Source organism: Exiguobacterium sp. s130 (genome assembly GCF_018619055.1).
GTDB lineage: Bacteria > Bacillota > Bacilli > Exiguobacteriales > Exiguobacteriaceae > Exiguobacterium_A.
This window is the reverse complement of the sequence record NZ_JACSNI010000003.1, coordinates 258,155-276,198: the sequence shown is the minus strand read 5'-3', so window position 1 is coordinate 276,198 and position 18,044 is coordinate 258,155. Positions and strand designations below refer to the sequence as shown.

General features: G+C 47.3%; 20 protein-coding genes. 8 read left to right on the top strand and 12 right to left on the bottom strand.

The window, feature by feature from the left end; genetic code table 11:
• From HZS85_RS09065 to HZS85_RS09035, 7 genes are all read right to left on the bottom strand, one after another.
• Nucleotides 1–888: an ABC transporter ATP-binding protein gene (locus tag HZS85_RS09065; protein ID WP_064300242.1), complete on the bottom strand. Its 888-nt coding sequence runs from the start codon at nt 886–888 to the stop codon at nt 1–3.
• Entirely contained in the window at nt 860–1,609 is a 750-nt protein-coding gene (locus tag HZS85_RS09060) for an ABC transporter permease subunit (RefSeq protein WP_214855217.1), read from the bottom strand. The genes HZS85_RS09065 and HZS85_RS09060 overlap by 29 nt, the downstream gene beginning before the upstream one ends.
• Nucleotides 1,606–2,364 carry an ABC transporter permease family protein gene (locus tag HZS85_RS09055; protein WP_214855215.1) on the bottom strand — a complete coding sequence of 253 codons (759 nt, stop codon included), beginning with the start codon at nt 2,362–2,364 and terminating at the stop codon, nt 1,606–1,608. Before HZS85_RS09055 ends, HZS85_RS09060 begins: the two co-directional genes overlap by 4 nt.
• Nucleotides 2,351–3,547 (bottom strand): ABC transporter substrate-binding protein, encoded by a 1,197-nt coding sequence (locus tag HZS85_RS09050; protein WP_214855213.1) that lies wholly within the window; start codon nt 3,545–3,547, stop codon nt 2,351–2,353. The genes HZS85_RS09055 and HZS85_RS09050 overlap by 14 nt, the downstream gene beginning before the upstream one ends.
• A gap of 19 nt (nt 3,548–3,566) precedes the next feature.
• Entirely contained in the window at nt 3,567–4,325 is a 759-nt protein-coding gene (locus tag HZS85_RS09045; RefSeq protein WP_214855210.1) for an SDR family NAD(P)-dependent oxidoreductase, read from the bottom strand.
• Nucleotides 4,325–5,296: an MBL fold metallo-hydrolase gene (locus HZS85_RS09040; RefSeq protein ID WP_214855207.1), complete on the bottom strand. Its 972-nt coding sequence runs from the start codon at nt 5,294–5,296 to the stop codon at nt 4,325–4,327. The genes HZS85_RS09045 and HZS85_RS09040 overlap by 1 nt, the downstream gene beginning before the upstream one ends.
• A 173-nt stretch (nt 5,297–5,469) precedes the next feature.
• Nucleotides 5,470–6,909 (bottom strand): NADP-dependent glyceraldehyde-3-phosphate dehydrogenase, encoded by a 1,440-nt coding sequence (locus HZS85_RS09035; RefSeq protein ID WP_214855204.1) that lies wholly within the window; start codon nt 6,907–6,909, stop codon nt 5,470–5,472.
• 218 nt (nt 6,910–7,127) lie between these two features.
• On the opposite strand from HZS85_RS09035, the gene HZS85_RS09030 reads away from it, so the two are divergent.
• Nucleotides 7,128–8,006: a chemotaxis protein CheV gene (locus HZS85_RS09030; protein ID WP_214855202.1), complete on the top strand. Its 879-nt coding sequence runs from the start codon at nt 7,128–7,130 to the stop codon at nt 8,004–8,006.
• A gap of 119 nt (nt 8,007–8,125) precedes the next feature.
• Here HZS85_RS09030 and HZS85_RS09025 read toward each other — a convergent pair whose 3' ends face one another.
• Nucleotides 8,126–8,422, bottom strand: coding sequence for an Hpt domain-containing protein (locus tag HZS85_RS09025; RefSeq protein ID WP_251137908.1), 297 nt, complete (start codon nt 8,420–8,422; stop codon nt 8,126–8,128).
• A gap of 122 nt (nt 8,423–8,544) precedes the next feature.
• Between HZS85_RS09025 and HZS85_RS09020 the strand changes: the two genes are divergently transcribed.
• Nucleotides 8,545–9,480: a magnesium transporter CorA family protein gene (locus tag HZS85_RS09020; protein ID WP_023467658.1), complete on the top strand. Its 936-nt coding sequence runs from the start codon at nt 8,545–8,547 to the stop codon at nt 9,478–9,480.
• A 71-nt stretch (nt 9,481–9,551) separates the two neighbouring features.
• Here HZS85_RS09020 and HZS85_RS09015 read toward each other — a convergent pair whose 3' ends face one another.
• Nucleotides 9,552–10,655 carry a PP2C family protein-serine/threonine phosphatase gene (locus tag HZS85_RS09015; RefSeq protein ID WP_214855200.1) on the bottom strand — a complete coding sequence of 368 codons (1,104 nt, stop codon included), beginning with the start codon at nt 10,653–10,655 and terminating at the stop codon, nt 9,552–9,554.
• A 126-nt stretch (nt 10,656–10,781) separates the two neighbouring features.
• On the opposite strand from HZS85_RS09015, the gene ytzI reads away from it, so the two are divergent.
• The gene (gene ytzI, locus HZS85_RS09010) at nt 10,782–10,955 is read left to right on the top strand and encodes a YtzI protein (RefSeq protein WP_023467656.1); all 174 of its coding nucleotides are present in this window, start codon (nt 10,782–10,784) and stop codon (nt 10,953–10,955) included.
• Nucleotides 10,956–11,089: 134 nt separating this feature from the next.
• Nucleotides 11,090–11,641 carry a hypothetical protein gene (locus tag HZS85_RS09005; protein ID WP_214855198.1) on the top strand — a complete coding sequence of 184 codons (552 nt, stop codon included), beginning with the start codon at nt 11,090–11,092 and terminating at the stop codon, nt 11,639–11,641.
• A 49-nt stretch (nt 11,642–11,690) separates the two neighbouring features.
• Here the strand turns inward: HZS85_RS09005 and HZS85_RS09000 are convergent, their stop codons facing one another.
• Nucleotides 11,691–12,275, bottom strand: a complete 585-nt coding sequence (locus HZS85_RS09000) for a YdcF family protein (RefSeq protein ID WP_214855196.1) — start codon at nt 12,273–12,275, stop codon at nt 11,691–11,693.
• 360 nt (nt 12,276–12,635) lie between these two features.
• Nucleotides 12,636–13,460, bottom strand: a complete 825-nt coding sequence (locus HZS85_RS08995) for an endonuclease I family protein (protein WP_214855193.1) — start codon at nt 13,458–13,460, stop codon at nt 12,636–12,638.
• Nucleotides 13,461–13,797: 337 nt separating this feature from the next.
• Between HZS85_RS08995 and amyS the strand changes: the two genes are divergently transcribed.
• The gene (gene amyS, locus HZS85_RS08990) at nt 13,798–15,339 is read left to right on the top strand and encodes an alpha-amylase (RefSeq protein WP_214855190.1); all 1,542 of its coding nucleotides are present in this window, start codon (nt 13,798–13,800) and stop codon (nt 15,337–15,339) included.
• Between the two features lie 267 nt (nt 15,340–15,606).
• Here the strand turns inward: amyS and HZS85_RS08985 are convergent, their stop codons facing one another.
• Nucleotides 15,607–16,221 carry an NAD(P)-dependent oxidoreductase gene (locus HZS85_RS08985; RefSeq protein ID WP_023467651.1) on the bottom strand — a complete coding sequence of 205 codons (615 nt, stop codon included), beginning with the start codon at nt 16,219–16,221 and terminating at the stop codon, nt 15,607–15,609.
• 181 nt (nt 16,222–16,402) lie between these two features.
• Between HZS85_RS08985 and HZS85_RS08980 the strand changes: the two genes are divergently transcribed.
• Genes HZS85_RS08980 through HZS85_RS08970 form a run of 3 tightly spaced genes read left to right on the top strand, consistent with a single transcriptional unit; the run spans nt 16,403 to nt 18,038 of the window.
• A complete protein-coding gene (locus HZS85_RS08980; RefSeq protein WP_214855187.1) occupies nt 16,403–16,711 on the top strand; it encodes a hypothetical protein in 309 nt (102 codons plus the stop codon).
• Between the two features lie 17 nt (nt 16,712–16,728).
• Nucleotides 16,729–17,097: a hypothetical protein gene (locus HZS85_RS08975; protein ID WP_214855184.1), complete on the top strand. Its 369-nt coding sequence runs from the start codon at nt 16,729–16,731 to the stop codon at nt 17,095–17,097.
• A gap of 17 nt (nt 17,098–17,114) precedes the next feature.
• Nucleotides 17,115–18,038 carry an AAA family ATPase gene (locus HZS85_RS08970; RefSeq protein ID WP_214855182.1) on the top strand — a complete coding sequence of 308 codons (924 nt, stop codon included), beginning with the start codon at nt 17,115–17,117 and terminating at the stop codon, nt 18,036–18,038.
• Nucleotides 18,039–18,044: the final 6 nt, after the last annotated feature.

Genomic DNA, 18,044 nt, shown 5'->3' with positions numbered 1-18,044 from the left:
TCACCCCTCCTTTCTAACGATATAGCCTTCTTTCTCATGAATCGTCTCGTCTGAAGAGAGCACGAGTCGTTCTCCGGATGCTCGTTCGACTTCGTAGAATCGAACACCGTATTGAATGAGTTCTTTCGTAATCGTAACACGTTCATCCGTCTCCTTCGTCGGTCTTGAGACCAAGTTGACTGCCGTCAACGGATGCCATGTTTCTTCAATTTGAATGCCTTCGCCAAAAAACGGGCTGGTCTGGCTCAGCGTAATCGGTGTACCATGATCGACGATTCGCCCCTGTTCTAAGACATAGACGATATCCGCCATCGCCATTGCCTCTTCCCGATCGTGTGTGACAAGGAGTGTCGTGACACCTTGTTCCTCGGTCAACTTCCGAATCAATGTCCGTAGTTCCCGTCGTCTCGGTACATCTAGACTCGAGAACGGTTCATCGAGCAACAAGAAGTCCGGTTGACTCGCCAGCGCACGAGCTAAACTCGCCCGCTGCTGTTCGCCCCCTGACAATTCGTGAACAGCACTTTTTCCTCTTCCCTCGAGTCCGACGCGATGTAACCAGGATTCGAGCTCGATCGGTGTTAATTGTTTGGCACCGAGACGGATGTTCTGTTCGACGTTCAAATGTGGGAACAACAGCGACCGTTGAAACATCATCGTCACACCTCGCTGATTCGGTGAAAGAACAGTCACATCTCGGTCACCGAACTGAATCACTCCACTCGTCACACGTTCGAGACCCGCAATCAGGCGGAGAAGCGTCGTTTTCCCACTACCACTCGGTCCGACTAAAGCCACACATTGTCCAGATGCGATATTTAAATCGATATCAGACAACACATGCTTCGTTCCAAATCGTTTATTGACTTGTTGTATCGTGACTTCCATTTAAACGCCTCCGTACGATTCGTATCCAACTAGAAAAAATAACGGCTTGTCCAGCATAAAAGAGAATGGGCACCCCGATCAACCAGAGTGTCGCTAGACGCGCCGCCCCTTGCGAATTACCAGAATACGCCGGGAATACTTCGAGTGATATCATGCGGACGATCCCACCACCAATCAACGCAACTAGTGCATACTGACTGATCGTGATCACCGTGACGAGTAGCGTCACGGATTGTAACGTCGACCGAAGCATCGGTCCCGTCAAATAGAACCAACGCTTGAACCGGTTCCCCTCAATCAAGACCATCTGTTCAAGCATCCGTTCTCCGAGCGCCTGAAATCCGTTCGTGTACAAGCGAACTGTATACGGCAAGGTCGGCAGAAGCAACACGAGCAGGACACCAAAAAATCGATCTGCCAAACCAAGACGGATCCATGTCAAATAGAGACCGAATGATAGCAATAACACGGGAACGAACAGCGGCAAACTAATCAAGAACTCTGCTATACGAATCCGTTTCCCCGTTTGAAAGGCAATCGCTTTTCCTGCCATGTACCCGAAGAGATGATTCAACAATACGACGGCACAAATCATCGCGACGGTCGTGCCGAGCGTCGCTTCTAGGCGCGGATTCCAATTCCACTCTCCTAGAATCAAACCAATTAAAGGAACGATGAACAGGATTACAACGAATACAGTCACACTGATTTTTTTTATCATTCGCTTCGCCCCCTACTGATCTTCGTTGCCAGTGGGCGTGTCAAACCAGTCATAAGCAATAGCAGGAGGAAGAGTCCTCCCGTCAAGACGACACTCATTGCAAAAGCGAGTGGTTGCTCCGATAAATCGCCTTGTGTATACAAATCGAATGCATAGACGCCAAGTAATTTTGGATAGGTCACGCCGAGCAGTGCTGGAATCTCATATGCGAACAGGATGAAGGCAAGCAAGATAAATGCTGCCTCAAGCATCGGAACGAGTAGGAAAACACCCCGCGCATGCCAGAATCGGCGCACTGGTGATAAACCGAGCATCATACCGAGTTCTTGATAACGCGAATCAAGGCGCCGGACCACCGGTAAGAGATAAAAAAACACGAACGGAATTTCTTTATACAGATACGTCAAGATGACATTAAAATAATTCCCTTCATGCGGTCCGATGACAGGCACATCACTCAAATAGAGAATCGCGAGGTATGCTGCTCCTAGATGAGGGATGAATAAAGGAATCGCAAGTAACGCAGCTAGTCTTGTTCTGCTCAAGAGCCTTGCGAGCACCACACCAATGATCAGCGCGAGCACCGTACTGACGATGGCCACGTAACTACTGACGGTTAGACTCTCTAAAAAGACCTCATCCGTCAGTAGCTCGCGGTAATCAGCAGATGTCGTCATCGAGATACTGACCCATAACCCGTATAAGACCATACCTGCCATCAAGAGTGCAGCAGGATACGCGTTACCGCGCCACACGAGACGGCCATTCCTTACGGATCATCTCGAAGACCGATGGATCTAGTTCCGTCCGGACTTTCCCTTCAAAGACACTCGGCTTCGGTGTCGACGGTGCGGCCGGTACATCAGCGAACTGCTTTTGTTCTGCCTGATCAAGTGTCGACAAATCGAGACTCGTTCCATCGCCCCAGTAAGTCGCATCATATTTTTTCAATTGTGCCTCTGGTGACAACAGCGTATTGATCGTAACGAGTGCACCTCTCGGGTTCGGTGCATTGAATGGTACGGAAAGGAAATGGGTCGATGCGATTGAGCCATCCTTCAAAACAATCGGACGCGTTTGTTTCGGAAACGTTCCTGACTTCACTTCTTGTTCTGCCCGTCGTTCGTTGAAGCCCATCGTGAAGTCGACGTCTCCCTTCGCGTATAACTGATCGAGTTGCGCAAGCGTCTTCGGATACGTCTTCCCCTTTTTCCAGAGGTACGGTTTGATTTCGTTCAGGTAAGCCCATGTCTTCTTGAAGTCTGCTTTTGGGTCTTTTAGGGTCGCGTTCGATTCGACACCATACATGACGTGACGGACGAAGGCGTTTCCTGTAAAATCCGTCACTTCTGGATACGTGAAGCGTCCTGGATTTTCCTTGACCCAAGACTTCAACGCTTGTAAGTCCTTTGGTGGCGACTTTACATCAGCTGCGTCATAGTGCAACGTATATTGGACTTTTCCCCATGCGGCTTCGAGCCCGTCTGTTTTCGTACCGCTATCTGAACTTTGGGCGGCAGCATCAACGTATTTCATGTTTGGAAGAACTTTTGTAATTTCCCCATAAAGTAACTCATCTTTTTTAGCATTCAAGAAGTTATCGCCATTAATCCAGACGACATCGATGACGCCTTTTTCCTTACCTGCCTTTTTCTCAGCACGTAATTTTTGAATAATGTCTGCCGTCTCGATCGGAACGCGTTCGAGTGTAATATTATGTTCCTTCTTCAGACGGGGCGTCACATATTCATCGATATAGGCGTTGATTCCGTCATCGCCCCCCCACATGTACATCCGAACCGTTGATTTTTCTGCTTCTTTCTCAATCGTCTGATAAGCGGTTCCTAAAACGGTTTTCGGTTCCGGTGTCGCATCCGGCGTCCCGCACCCGGCAAGCAAGGTACCTAAGGCAAGAAAGCTCATTACTTTTGTTTTCATTCGTTGTTCTCCTCCGTCATCACTTTTTGTCAAAACCTGATTTTCCTAACCATTCAATCAGCCGCGGCATGACGCCGTACCCTTTTGCGGAAAGCTCCATCCACCACGGCGCATTGACCTCTCGCTTTCGGCGACGCATCGCCCGAACGACGGTCAGTGCGAGTTGTTCTTTCGATAAGACGATCGAAGCCACGTTTTTTTCATATTTTCGGCTGATGTCAGCTCGAACAAAAAATTCCGTCGCAATCGGTCCTGGGTTGACCGTCATGACGTGGATGCCTTTTGGACGTAACTCCAGACGTAACGCATTCGAAAACTGCAACATAGCAGCTTTTGTCATGCAATAGATCGTCGACTTCGGTGTCGGCAACTTTCCTGCCTGACTCGCGATATTGACGATCATGCCGCCTTCTCGAAGTAACGGAAGGCACGCTTTCGTTAGACGAACAGGACTTAAGACATTGATTCGGTGCATCGATTCAATCGTTTCAATCGAGGTATCGTCTAGGAAGCTGAATTCCCCGAAACCTGCGTTATTAATCAAAATATCAATCCGTCCATAACGATTTGCGAGTGTTTTCGCAAGCATTTCGGGCGCCTCTTCCAAATCGTAGACCAGGTAGTCTGCCTGGAGTTCAGACGCTAACGTTTGTAATCGATCCTCGCGTCGTGCGATTAAAATCAAGTTTGCCCCTTCTTTATGCAGAGTGCGCGCCAGTGCTTCCCCGAGTCCACTTGAAGCACCGGTGATGACGATCGTCCGGTTGATGAGTTGCATTAAACTTCCTCCATTTTCGAATAGTAGAGGATACCAGATCGTTTCTCAACCGTAATCGCACCACGTGCGACAAGCGTATCAAGACGTGCCTTCATTTCACTCATGACGAGTGGGAATGATTTTTTTAATCGATTCCCATACGTCACTTGTGCTAATTCAAATAATGTATGCTCTTCTGAAAAATACTTCAACAGTTGATCGCCGCGTGCCTTGCGTTGCATCAATCGTTCTTCGACGAGTACCGCAACATCTCGAATCGGAGCACCATGTCCAGTGTAGGCGATTCGAATCTGCTCACTTTGTAATTTTTCTAAAGAGTCAAGATACGCAAGAACGGGTCGTTTCACGAGCACGTCATCACCCGGTTGCGGTTGTTCAAGCAACGGGTTCGGTTCGACCCGGTCCAGCAAATGGTCCGCCGCGAACAATATACCATCGTCGCTTAAAATTCCGATTTGGTCACTCGCATGACCTGGCAGTTCGATGACGCGATATCGCCCAGAAGGTGTAATTGCGTCGCCTTCCTTTAATATGAAATCAAGTTGACCTTTTCCAAGCCATTTTAAGGCAGATTGATAGCTCGGTAACATCTCTTGAATCGCTGACGGAACACCAAATGAAGTCGCCAGTCGACGTAAGAACACGTCCCCATTGTTTAGGAACGTCTCGTCCTGTTCCAAATACGGGCGCAACCGCGCATGTCCATAGACAGGAATGCCTTTCTCTGAAAATCGATGTGCCATCCCAGCATGATCCGCATGGTGATGCGTCACGATGACACGATCTAAATCCTCAACCCTCAAATCGTGTCGCGCAAGCGTCTGTTGCATCATTTGCCACGCCTCGAGTGTATCGGGTCCACAATCAATGAGGATGTTTTCCCCTTCCGTTCGTAACACATAACAGTTCACGTCCCCTACAGGAAATGGTGTGGGAATCGGAATCGGGATGATTTCGTCTGATACAGTCATGCCTACACGCCTCTTTTCTCTCGTCCATTTTCTTTCATTATAGAGAGATTGAAGCTATAGCGCCAAACTTTGTGCGTCAGCGGATGATATTTGTTGTCTAGCTTACGCTAGAGTATAAGAAATGGATGCACAAAAAACCGACCTTTCCGCAGATTGAAAGGTCGGTCAAAAACTTATTTTAAGTTGAGGACTGTTAATTTGTCGCGTGTCATCGAAGCTAAGCTACGTCCGACACCTTGAACACCAAGACCCGATGATTTCACACCGATGAATGGGAAGTGGTCAGGACCACGTTCCGTACGTCCATTGATTTGAACAGAACCTGTTTCAAGCGCGTCCGCTACCGCAAACGCAGCATCGATGTTTTCCGTGAAGACACTTGCTTGAAGACCGTATTCTGATTCGTTCGAGTATGCGATCATTTCGTCGACCGTGTTAACACGAATAATTGGAAGAACTGGTCCGAACGGCTCTTCCCAAGCGACGCGCATATCACGTGTCACGTTGTCAAGAAGTGTTGGTTCGATCAAGTTTGCTGTACGTCCGCCACCTGTGACGAGCGTTGCGCCCTTGTCTGTTGCGTCCATAATCAAGCCTTCGACGAAGTCCGCTGATTTCGTATCGATGAGCGGTACGACGACACTTTCTTGTTCAGGTGAACCGACTGTCAATTTTGCAATTCGAGTCTTAAGTTCTTCAATAAGCGCATCCGCTTGGTGATCGAGAACGAAGACACGTTTGATTGCTGTACAACGTTGACCTGAGTAAGAGAATGCACCACTGATGATGTGATCTGCTGCAAGGGACAGGTTCGCATCCTCAAGAACGAGTGCTGGGTCTTTTCCGCCGAGTTCAAGGACAAGTGGAATCATTGCAGATTGACGTGATAAATGTTGTCCTGTTCCTGTACCACCTGTGAATGTGATCATGTTGATTCCCGGATGAGCTGTCAAGTAATCACCGATGACTGATCCACGACCTGTGACGATGTTGACGAGTCCAGCTGGAAGGCCGGCTGCGACGAGCGCCTCAACCATTAAGATACCGCTGATTGAACCTTGTGTTGCCGGTTTAAAGACGACGGCGTTCCCTGTCATGAGTGCAGGTGCGAGTTTCGCTGCTGCCAAGTTAACTGGGTAGTTGAACGGTGAGATGGCAAGCACGACACCGAGTGGCGCTTTTTTGATAATCGCGATTTTTTTCGCGCTACCGCCTGGGAACGAATCCCCTTGCATCATCTGACCGTCGAAACGGAGACCTTCTTCCGCAGTGTAGCGAATGATTTCAGCTGTCCGTTTGACTTCTTTGACGCCATCTGCACGCCCTTTACCGACTTCGCGCATGATGACTTCACCGATTTCGTCCGCACGTTTCTCGAGTTCCGTTGCCCAAGCGTGAAGCAGTTCAGCCCGTTTGTTCGCTGGTTGTTTTGCCCACTCTGCTTGTGCCGCTTTCGCTGAAGCGATGGCACGATCGACTTCTGGTTTTGTCATCGCTTGAACACGACCGACAAGATCCTCTTTATATGGTGAAGAGATTTCAATCGTCTCTTTTGATTCACTTTCATGCCATTTTCCATCTAGTAAAAACGTGTAGGTTGTTGCTGTAGTCATTCCACTCTACCTCCATTTATTTTTATCTCTCTCATTTCAGTGTGTGGCTGCATAGCTTATTGTAATCAATTGGTCTGACAAATGCCAAACTTTTTGCTTAACATATTATGAAAGCGATTACAACAATTTTTTTGTCGATTCAGAACTAGAATTTTTAACGTAGCATGCCGATAACTAGTCAGAAGTGAAGTGAAGGTAATGGAAAGGGGCACAACCATATGTACAATCAGCACGATATTTTATTAGAAGCCGGCACGAACGAACTCGAGATCGTCATCTTCCATTGTGGTCCGTATACGTTCGGTATCAACGTCATGAAGGTTCGGGAAATCATCGTTCCGCTCCCGATGACACCACTTCCGGGTACACCGGATGCTGTCAAAGGATTGATCGAACTCCGCGGCGAAGTCATGACGGTGATCGATTTGCCTACAGTCATCGGTGTTCCCCACGACGAAGCAACCGAGGATCGACTGATCATCTGTGAATTTAATGGAGAAAAGAGTGTCCTACGCGTTGATTCCGTGACGGAAATCCGCCGTATCTCATGGGAGCAGATCGATACACCAAACGAACTCGCTCGTGGCATCGAAGGGTTAACGAACGGTGTCGTTAAAACGGGAGACAAGATGATCATCCTGCTCGACTATGAAAAAATTGCCCTTGAGCTCTCACGCAAGGATATCTTCGCCCGCGAAGAAGGACGTCGCGTCCAGTCCCGTGACCGGTCCGATAAAATCATCTGGATTGCCGAAGACTCGGAAATGCTCCGGATGTTGATCATCGAAACACTCGAGGAAGCCGGTTACCACGGACTGAAGTGGTTCATCAATGGGAAAGACGCATTCGATGCTTTCGAACAAGGAAGTAACTGTGATCTCCTGATTACGGATATTGAAATGCCCAAGATGGATGGACTTCATTTAACGAAACGACTCCGTGAAGATGATCGTTATGCGGAATTGCCGATCATTGTCTTCTCTTCCTTGATTTCCGACGATTTACGCCATAAAGGTGAATCCGTTGGTGTCAATGCACAAATCACGAAACCAGAAATCGGTCGTTTGATCGAAACGGTCGATTCCTACGTCTTATAAGAAAAAAAGCCGACAGCATGTCGGCTTTTTTGATCTATTCGATTGCTCAACGCAGAGCGTCAAGATTTTTCCCAGTAAACACATCGAGCCAGACGACACGGAATTCCACCATGCATTGCTCAATCCGATCGACGATTTCTTGTGTTCCGGTCATTGAACCGGACTCTGCTTCTTTTTTCAAGCAGTTCGAAATCATCAGCTAAATCGTCAGCGGCAACGGAATAGGAAGCACCTTTTAGCAAGTGAGCGAGCTTTTCAGTTTTCTCAGCATCTTGTTTGGCGACGGCATCTTTTAGTTCAGGAAACTTTCGATCGAACTGCGCGATATACGTCTCTCCAATTTTTTGAAGGAACGCGTGATCCCCACCCGCGATCGATTGAAGTTCTTCGAGCTTCTTAGCATTAAAAAAAGGCATGTCTTCCCCTCCTCTGTTTTCATCTTATCACTAATCTTCTTAAAAAAAAATCGGAGAATCATTTACACGCCATCGTTTCTATTTCTATAATGAGACAGTGAAGAGCAGGAGGGATAGACAATATGTTGACGATTTATCGAAGCGATGTCACTGGGGCAGTCAACGAGATACAGGAGTTTACGAAAGGTTCCTGGATCCATCTTGTCAATCCGACCAAGGATGAAGCCGACCAAGTCATCGCTGCTACGAATATTCCAGAGGATTTCATTTATGACCCTTTGGACGTGGAAGAAAAACCACGTTTTGAAAAAGATGAAGAAGGTCTACTGATGATCGTCGACGTTCCCTACATCGAAGAAGAATCATCAGGACGCCGTTATAATACGATTCCGCTCGGTATCATCGTGACATCCCGTCATTTCATCACCGTTTGTTCGCAACAGCTCGATGTCCTGACGTTATTTTCGAGTGGTAAGTTGCGAGGATTCCGGACGAATTATCGATCGCGCTTCGTATTTCAGATACTCTATAAAGTCAGTTCCTCGTATCTCCGTTTCCTACGCCAAATCGATCGACGGATGGATGAACTCGAGGAAGAATTACAACGTTCGATGCGAAATCAAGAAATCTTTCAACTCATGAACCTTCAGAAATCATTGGTCTATTTCATGACATCCTTGAAATCGAACGATGGTGTCCTCGACCGAATCATCAAGACACCGAGTCTTGAGAAACACGAAGACGATGAAGACTTACTCGAAGATGTCTTCGTCGAACACCGGCAAGCAATGGAAATGGCACAAATCTATAAAGACATCATCAGTTCGACGATGGATACATTTGGTTCCGTTATCTCGAACAATGTCAACTTCGTCATGAAGTTCCTCGCCTCGATTACGATCGTCATCTCGATTCCGACGATGATATCTGGGATGTTCGGAATGAACGTCCATGTCCCTTGGGAAGGAGAAGTCATCGGTTTTTGGATTGTCTTCGGCATGATGATCTTCTTCTCTGGTCTTGCCGCATTCATCTTATGGCGGAGAAGGTTTTTCTAGTCCTAAAGTTTGTATGCGTCAAAAAAGACTCAGCGACGGTGCTTCCGTCGCTGAGTCTTTTCGTTTGTATTTTAATTGATTTCGACTGTCACGAGACAAAGATCATCCGCTTCATCGCTCTGATCCGGTTGAATCAACTGATGGATGTTCGGTCCTTGTTGTTCGATTAGGTTCTGGATGGCGAAGATTCCTTCATCAATGCCTTTACTATAGAGTTCCATGAATCCGTCCGTATACAGGTAAACACATCCGGGTGAGACGATGTCGATCGTCTTGCTCGTATACGTCGAGTCTTCGAACATACCAACAGGAAGTCCCGTATTCTCAAGCGGAATGATTTGATCGTTCATCCGCAACAAACCAGGTGGATGCCCCGCGTTCGCATAGCTGAGTTTCATTTCATCTAAGTCGATATAAAGGTAGACAGCCGTAAAATAGATTTCTGTCTCATCTCCCGGAAACAGTCGACTCATCTGTTGATTCAACTCTTCAAGCACTTGAGCCGGATCACCAATCCGGTGCACGAGTTCAAACAAGATTGAACTCATCCCCATCGTAATCAATGCAGAGGAGACACCGTGTCCCATGACGTCAAATAAGATGATGCCGTATTTATTCTGAGAGATGCGATACCAGGCATACATGTCTCCCGCTAGTTTCTTAGACGGGATATAGGTCGCCATGATGCGGATCTCATCGTCTTCGATATTGGCACTCAGCACACTCTGTTGCAGTTTTTGCGCCAAATCAAAGTCTTCCTGTAATACTTTTTCATATCGTTTTCGTGCATCGATTGCTTGTTTCAGACCAATCGCGTTACGAACTCGCGCGAGCAATTCCGTTTTACGGATCGGTTTCGTCGTATAATCGGATGCCCCTGCATTCAGTCCATCAACAATATCTTCTTCGTTAGATCGCCCGGAAACGATCAGAATCGGTAATTCATCAAGACCAAATCGTTTTCGAATCAAACGTGTCGCCTCGATTCCGCTGATCCCTGGCATCTCGACATCGAGGAGAACGACGTCCAACTGTTCGATGAATAACGGATCCTCCATCAATTCAATTGCTTCTTCTCCACTCATGGCTTTGACGACGTCATAGCCTTCATTTTCTAACAATCGCTCTAAGAGCAATAAATTCGTTAACTCATCATCTACGACCAAAATACTCATCCGCCGTCACCTCGTTCCGTTTAACATGTTTATCCGACATCAGTTTAGCACACAACCTACAATTTCGTTTAGACGGAAGCTGCGTTTTCCGTCATACTAGTAAGTGAACGAAAGGAGGAGTGGACTATGTGGTTATACGTCGTCTCCATTCTCATCATCGTATTCGTCTTGGTCGCCTCGATCATCGTCATTTCGAAAGGATATGGCTACAAGGGCAACAAGGATGATATCGAAATCGATTATGATGAAATCAACCGAAAACTTCGTCACGAAAATGATGATGATTCATCCAACAAATGAACCTCTTAGACCATCATAACACGATGGTCTTTTTTATATTCATTTCAAATACATGTTATTTTTAGATGTTTTTGATTCACTCACAAGGGTATATCCATATCATGGTTAAATATTATCTCAAGGGAGTGTTCATCATGGAACCGAAGCTTCAACATGATCCACACGCAGCACACGCAGAACATCCGAATCGCCAGTTCGATCAGGAAGAATCATCAGGTCGTCAAATCAATCTCGTCACTGGGATGTTGCTCGGTGCCCTTGTCGGCGGACTATTGACGCTACTTAGTTCTTCGTCCCGTCAAAACACGAAACAAAGCTTACGTGGTGCGAAGGATTCCGTCTCGACACTCGCGTCTTCCATCAAGGAAGATCCGTCGGGCAAAGCGTCACAAGTTATCAATCAGGTAAAGAGTGCTTCAAGTATCATCCAAGAAGTGGCGTCTGACGTTCAAAACGTTTATGACAAAGTGAACACAGAACTTGAAACAGTAAAGTCTGATGCTTCGACTGTGAAGGATACAGTCAACGAGACAAAAGGTGACCTGAGTTCTATCAGCAATAAAGTCGTCGAAGCGAAAGATGTCGCACTTGGCAAAGAAGAACCACCTGCTGAGCATGATGCTTCCAACAAACAAGCAAATGATTCTCAATCTTCTGAGGAAAAGCATAAAGGTGAAGGCATCTAATCACTCAATGCACTTCTTTCTCCCCGACATGTTCACCGTGTCGGGGATTTTAGCGTAGGAATTGAACAACGATCGCAACGCGTTCACGCATTCCAAATCGAAGGACTCCTGAAAGTGGCGTTTCAGCCGGAATCGCATCCGTCTGTAAACCAAGTTGTTTCGCCTCTTGTCGCGCACGGTACAGATGAAAGTCTGACGTGACGATCGAGACGCGACGAACGTCCTTTGGCAACAACGCTTTTGAAAATTGTAGATTTTCCGTCGTTGATGTCGAGTCGGCTTCAAGGATCAACCGCTCTTCAGCAATCCCAGATGCCACCATCCCGCGACGCATCGCCTCTGCTTCTGAAATATCTTCATCTGGACCTTGTCCACCACTCAAGATGAAGCGGACTTCTGAATGTTGTTTCCCATATGCCGCAGCTGCCTGAATCCGATTATGTAGGATTTGCGACGGTTTTTCTCCTTTGACACCCGCACCGAGGACGATGACATACGGTGACGTCCCATCAGCGAGTGGCCGTTCCCCTTTATTGACGAAAATACCGACACTGTACCAGAAGGCGACACAAGCAACGAGTCCCCCACCGACCACCCATTTGATGTTTCGTTTGTTAAACGTGCGTTTAATCATACCGTACGACCTCTCTACTAAAAAAATGGCTTACAGTAGGCAATACGAATGGTTCTCCAAAAAAGTTTCAGCATAACAGGTTCGGACTCCATGAAAAAAGGCTGACTCAAAAAAGAATGACGCGTCTTTTCACGCCCTTTCCTCAGGCGAGACACAAGCCAGTTTTCCTGCTTTTTCAAGCAGGAAAGCGGGTCTTATTTGTCTCTGTCAGCGCAAAGATGCGCTTTTCCCTGTAGGAGTTGCGTGAAACGCGTCATTCTTTTTGTTACAAGATAGGGGTGGCAGATCATTATTCTGCCACCCCTATCTTTGTAGAGACTGACTGTTGAGTCAGCCCCTTTCCTATTCACTGACTCGTCATCAATTTCCCCAAATTGATGTCACGTATTCCGGATGATCAATGAATGGATTCCGGTTTTTTTGCCACTTCTCGAAGATGACGTCGTTGCGACGCATTTCGAAGCTATCGACTGGATCAAGCTTATTCCATGCTTTTAGCGTCGACAATTTGCCGTGTAACGGGTTCGTTCCGTTACTGACGTTCTCAGAAGCCTCGAGATCGATTTCTCCGCCACCTTCATAACGAACTGCCATGTAGAAAATCATCCGCGCGATGTCACCTTTGACACGGTTCGGTGGTTCCCACGAATCACCATCGCGGTAGCAATCGCAACCACTGTATTTCGTACCGCCATTGTCGAAATCAAGATTGCCACGTGCACTGTTGACGACGACGTCTTCCGGACGCAAGTGATGCAAGTCAGTTCCTGGTCCTTTAGCTGTTCCAAAGTCACCGTGCGACTTTGCCCAGACGTGCTCCCGGTTCCATTGACCGACACTCCCACCGTTGTTACTTTTCGCAATCGATTTCCCCGTGTATAACTCGATGACGTTATTCGCATTATTTGGATCTTGATCCGTTTCTTTTAGTGCTGTCCATACCGTATCGTATGACACTTGTGTATGGTTGTCGATGATATCGTGCAGCGATGCCTTCAACGCTGCCCCTGTTTTCCCTGCTGCTGGTAGATAGTACGCATCGATCGTCGATTGAGATGTAACCATCTGCGGACCTGCAGAAACTTGTTTCGGATCGACTGTTTTTGCTGTGACCGGTGTAAAGACGATTGACCCGATCGCAAGTGTTGCGGCAAGCGCACCTGTGACCTTTGACTTCCAGTTCATGTGTGTTCCCCCTTAAATGGTATGTATGAAAACGGATGTTACACGCTCATTTTCACATCGAATCCATTCCTGGTGGAAGATGGACGATAGACCTGGTTTTTTGAGGATGAGCCACCGTTCAGAATATTCATCGAAAGGCAACGGTTAGATGGTCCTGATTTTTTTCGTCCAAGACGTCAATCCCATCGAAATAGTACTTCAGAAGAAATATTCTAGGGTCAAAAGTCACGAACAAAAGAGACTTACAAATAAGAATCCGGGACGATATTCCTCCTGTCTGAAGCTTTCCTATAATAAATAATGCAAGCGATTTCACAAATCATAAGGAGGTCTTTACGTGAAACAAAAAAGATGGATTTTAGCAACCGTCGCATCCGCTGCTTTTTTAGCGCCACTTGCGCAACCGATTGCAGTCGGCGCAACGGCAGACAACGGAACGATGATGCAGTATTTCGAATGGTATGTGCCAAATGACGGTAACCACTGGAACCGTCTCGGAAGTGACGCGACGAAACTCGATCAGCTCGGAATCACATCAGTCTGGATTCCGCCTGCCTACAAAGGGACTTCGCAAAATGATGTCGGATACGGCGCCTATGATTTGTACGATTTAGGTGAGTTCAACCAAAAAGGAACAGTCCGCACGAAATACGGCACAAAGGCCCAATTAAAAACAGCGATCGGACAATTGCATACCGCCGGAATCGATGTCTATGGCGATGTCGTCATGAACCATAAAGGTGGCGCCGATTTCACGGAAGCCGTCACGGCAGTCGAAGTCAATCCGGGTAACCGTAATCAAGAAGTCTCTGGCGATTATCAAATCCAGGCATGGACAGGCTTCAATTTTGCAGCGCGAAATAACCTCTACTCGAACTTCAAGTGGAAATGGTACCACTTCGACGGCACTGACTGGGATCAATCGCGTTCAAAAAGCGCCATCTACAAGTTCCGCGGTACTGGTAAAGCGTGGGATACGGATGTCTCAGGTGAAAATGGCAACTACGATTACTTGATGTATGCGGATCTCGACTTCGATCATCCAGAAGTCCAGCAAGAAATGAAGAACTGGGGTAAATGGTACGTCAACGAACTTGGTCTTGATGGGTTCCGTCTCGATGCCGTCAAGCATATCAAACACGGTTACTTAGCGGACTGGCTCGCGAACGTTCGTCAGACGACGGGCAAACCATTGTTTACAGTCGCAGAGTACTGGCAGAACGATCTCGGCACGTTGCAAAACTACTTAAGTCGGACGAATTATCAACAATCCGTCTTTGATGCACCGCTTCATTATAAGTTCGAACAGGCAAGTAAAGGCGGCGGGTACTATGACATGCGGACGATCTTTGACGGTACTCTCGTCAAGAGCAATCCAGCCCAAGCCGTCACACTCGTAGAGAACCATGATTCGCAACCTGGACAATCGCTTGAATCAACGGTTCAATCATGGTTCAAACCACTCGCCTACGCGATGATCTTGACACGTGAACAAGGCTATCCATCCGTCTTCTACGGTGATTACTATGGCACAAAAGGTACGTCGAATCGCGAAATTCCAGCACTCGCTTCGAAGATTGATCCGTTACTTAAAGCACGGAAGGACTTCGCATTCGGGAAACAAAATGATTACCTCGATAACCAAGACATCATCGGTTGGACACGTGAAGGTGTCTCAGACCGTGCGAAATCAGGTCTTGCAACAATCCTGTCAGACGGCCCTGGCGGTAGCAAATGGATGTACGTCGGGCTTCAGAACAAAGGAGAAGTCTGGACGGATATCACTGGTAACAACACAGCATCAGTCACGATCAACCAAGATGGCTACGGTCAATTCTTCGTCAATGGTGGTTCAGTCTCCGTCTATCGTCAACAATAAGCATTTAAAGGGGCTGACTCGGCTGACTCAAAAGTCAGTCTCTACAAAGATAAGGGTGGCAGAATGATGATCTGCCACCCTTATCTTTTAACAAAAAGAATGACGCGTTTCGCGCCACTCCTACAGGGAAAAGCGCATTATGCGCTGTCAGAGACAAACAAGACCCGCTTTCCTGCTTGAATGAAGCAGGAAAACTGGCTTGTGTCTCGCCTGAGGAAAGGGCGTGAAAAGACGCGTCATTCTTTTTTTGAGTCAGCCCCTTCTTCATCATTCAGCGAGACCGACACTCGATTTGATATGATCTTCTGTCTCGATTGCCTGTAAGAGGAAATGCGCCACATCTGCGCGATTGATCTGTTTCGCATCTTCCGGTACACCTGTATCTGCTTGACGATAAAGTCCCGTCAACGGACCGTTCAGTAAACGGAGTGGTCGAGCTACCGTATAGTTCAAATCCGCTTGTTGCAAAAGCGCGATCGCTTGGCGGTGATCCTTCAGTGGATTTTTCAGAATCCGCTGAGCGAGCATCCCTTGTACACCCGGTAATTCATCATCAACACCGGCAGACGCAACATAACCGATCCGGTCTACCCCCTGTTTTTTCATCGCTGTCACGATCCGGACGAGACTCCGTTCTAAAAAGCCACTGTATGCAAGACTTTCAGTGCCAAGAGCCGTCAGGACAGCCTCTTGCCCGGCAACAGCAGCCGTCACCGCTTCTTGATCGAGCACGTCACCCTTAACGACGTGTAACCGTTCGTCACGTAGTGTCAGTTTTTCCGGACTACGGACGAACGCTGTGACCTCATGCCCGTGATCAATCGCTTGCTTGACCAGTTCTTGCCCCGTTTGACCCGTCGCTCCAAAAATAATCAATTTCATACAAAACACCCTTTCTCTTTCAAGAACCACTGATTCCATCATACCCTCACCACTTGAAAATGAATCGTCTCACCCTGTCTTTATTTTCAGAAAATTGTTTTTATTTGTTAAGCGTGTATGCTAAAATCTTCCTAAGTACATATGGATATTTTTTCCTTAAAAACAGGAAGAAGGATCGCTTGTGTTACGGCAACGCTTTATCATGTCGCTCGGTGTCATTTTGATTGGTCTGTTCTTGTTTCAAACTACCGCGACGTATATTTACACGCATTACATCATGCCGGATCCTTTTAAAAAGCCTTCGATTGCAGAAACTGAAGCGAACGGCGAAATTAGTTTTAAAAACGGTCACTCACCTACTAACACAAAAGGCAAAATGCCTTTTGAACCGATCGATCCACGACCTGGTCCAAAAGAACTCTGGAAATCTTTTAAAGCGGATGTATCTAACTCTGACTCCCCCTTTCTTATCTGCAATACATCATTTTAATCAGCTTGTTTAGTTTCGTGGTCTGGAAACTCGTTCAGTCGCGCCGCGTGAAAAAACGGCGCAGGTCTACAGGAGAAGTAACGGATGACGTTACATTCGCTCAATCGATCTTTCATCCTGTTTCTTTAAGAAAATCGCCTTACCTGTATTCATCGTATTCGTTTTCACGTGTCCGTGATCTCGTCATCCGCTTTGAGCAACACTTACCGCGCAGTCAGCAACATCGTCCGAACGAAACGCTTGAAGACTGGTTACGTCGGATTGAAGTCGCTGTCGATTTTCAGTTATATCGGAATATTCGCTACGGTGATATGTCGGAAACGATCGTCTCGAATGATGAAATTCTACGCTTCGAACAACAACTAGCACGCTACTCAACCATTTAACCTTGGAGGGATTTCCTATGAAACTACAACAATTAAAAGATCAACTCAATTCGATCTATCTCGGTAAACCGGACGTCATCGATCTCTGTCTGACGGCACTCATCGCAGAAGGACATATTCTACTAGAAGACGTACCGGGAACAGGGAAAACGATGCTCGCCAAGTCGCTCGCTCAGAGCTTTGAGAGTGCCTTCTCGCGGATCCAGTTCACGGCGGATCTTCTCCCATCAGACGTCATCGGTTCGGACTTCTTCAACTTAAAGACGCAGGAGTTCGAAAATAAACGCGGTCCATTGTTCGCGAACGTCGTCTTGATCGATGAGATCAACCGTGCTGTTCCGCGGACACAATCCGCATTGCTTGAAGCGATGGAGGAACGTCAAGTCTCGATCGGTGGAACGACCTATCAGATGCCAGCCCCATTCTTTGTCATCGCGACGCAAAATCCGATCGAATCGGCAGGAACGTTCCCACTACCGGACGCCCAACTCGACCGGTTCATGGTCGCAATTGAAGTCGGTTATCCGGATTTTGAGAACGAACGGCGCTTATTGTCTGAAATTCTGACGAACGTCCGTCGGTCAGCTGTTGGCATCGCGTCAGGTGGCGACTTGATTTCCTGGCAGGAAGAGGCACGCCGCGTCCATGCATCGCAAGACGTGCTTGATTATCTATTACACATCGTTCAAGCGACACGAAACCATGAACTCATTGAAGTCGGTGTCAGTCCGCGTGGAGCGATTGCATTACTTCGCGCCTCGCAAAGCTACGCTTTCTTGAATCAACGCGACTTCATCATCCCGGAAGATATCAAATATCTTGCAAAACACGTCCTATCCCATCGCCTGACACTGACACTCGCAGGTGGAATCAAGACGACGAAAGCGGCTGTTTTGACGCATATTCTGGACGACGTGCCGGTTCCGGTCGAGATGGGGTGACGAATC

Bases quoted from the DNA above. Each gene is read 5' to 3' on its own strand.
- HZS85_RS09065 (WP_064300242.1), bottom strand. From the start codon at position 888: ATGGAAGTCACGATACAACAAGTCAATAAACGATTTGGAACGAAGCAT.
- HZS85_RS09060 (WP_214855217.1), bottom strand. From the start codon at position 1,609: ATGATAAAAAAAATCAGTGTGACTGTATTCGTTGTAATCCTGTTCATC.
- HZS85_RS09050 (WP_214855213.1), bottom strand. From the start codon at position 3,547: ATGAAAACAAAAGTAATGAGCTTTCTTGCCTTAGGTACCTTGCTTGCC.
- HZS85_RS09045 (WP_214855210.1), bottom strand. From the start codon at position 4,325: ATGCAACTCATCAACCGGACGATCGTCATCACCGGTGCTTCAAGTGGA.
- HZS85_RS09040 (WP_214855207.1), bottom strand. From the start codon at position 5,296: ATGACTGTATCAGACGAAATCATCCCGATTCCGATTCCCACACCATTT.
- HZS85_RS09035 (WP_214855204.1), bottom strand. From the start codon at position 6,909: ATGACTACAGCAACAACCTACACGTTTTTACTAGATGGAAAATGGCAT.
- HZS85_RS09030 (WP_214855202.1), top strand. From the start codon at position 7,128: ATGTACAATCAGCACGATATTTTATTAGAAGCCGGCACGAACGAACTC.
- HZS85_RS09025 (WP_251137908.1), bottom strand. From the start codon at position 8,422: ATGCCTTTTTTTAATGCTAAGAAGCTCGAAGAACTTCAATCGATCGCG.
- HZS85_RS09020 (WP_023467658.1), top strand. From the start codon at position 8,545: ATGTTGACGATTTATCGAAGCGATGTCACTGGGGCAGTCAACGAGATA.
- HZS85_RS09015 (WP_214855200.1), bottom strand. From the start codon at position 10,655: ATGAGTATTTTGGTCGTAGATGATGAGTTAACGAATTTATTGCTCTTA.
- ytzI (WP_023467656.1), top strand. From the start codon at position 10,782: ATGTGGTTATACGTCGTCTCCATTCTCATCATCGTATTCGTCTTGGTC.
- HZS85_RS09005 (WP_214855198.1), top strand. From the start codon at position 11,090: ATGGAACCGAAGCTTCAACATGATCCACACGCAGCACACGCAGAACAT.
- HZS85_RS09000 (WP_214855196.1), bottom strand. From the start codon at position 12,275: ATGATTAAACGCACGTTTAACAAACGAAACATCAAATGGGTGGTCGGT.
- HZS85_RS08995 (WP_214855193.1), bottom strand. From the start codon at position 13,460: ATGAACTGGAAGTCAAAGGTCACAGGTGCGCTTGCCGCAACACTTGCG.
- HZS85_RS08985 (WP_023467651.1), bottom strand. From the start codon at position 16,221: ATGAAATTGATTATTTTTGGAGCGACGGGTCAAACGGGGCAAGAACTG.
- HZS85_RS08970 (WP_214855182.1), top strand. From the start codon at position 17,115: ATGAAACTACAACAATTAAAAGATCAACTCAATTCGATCTATCTCGGT.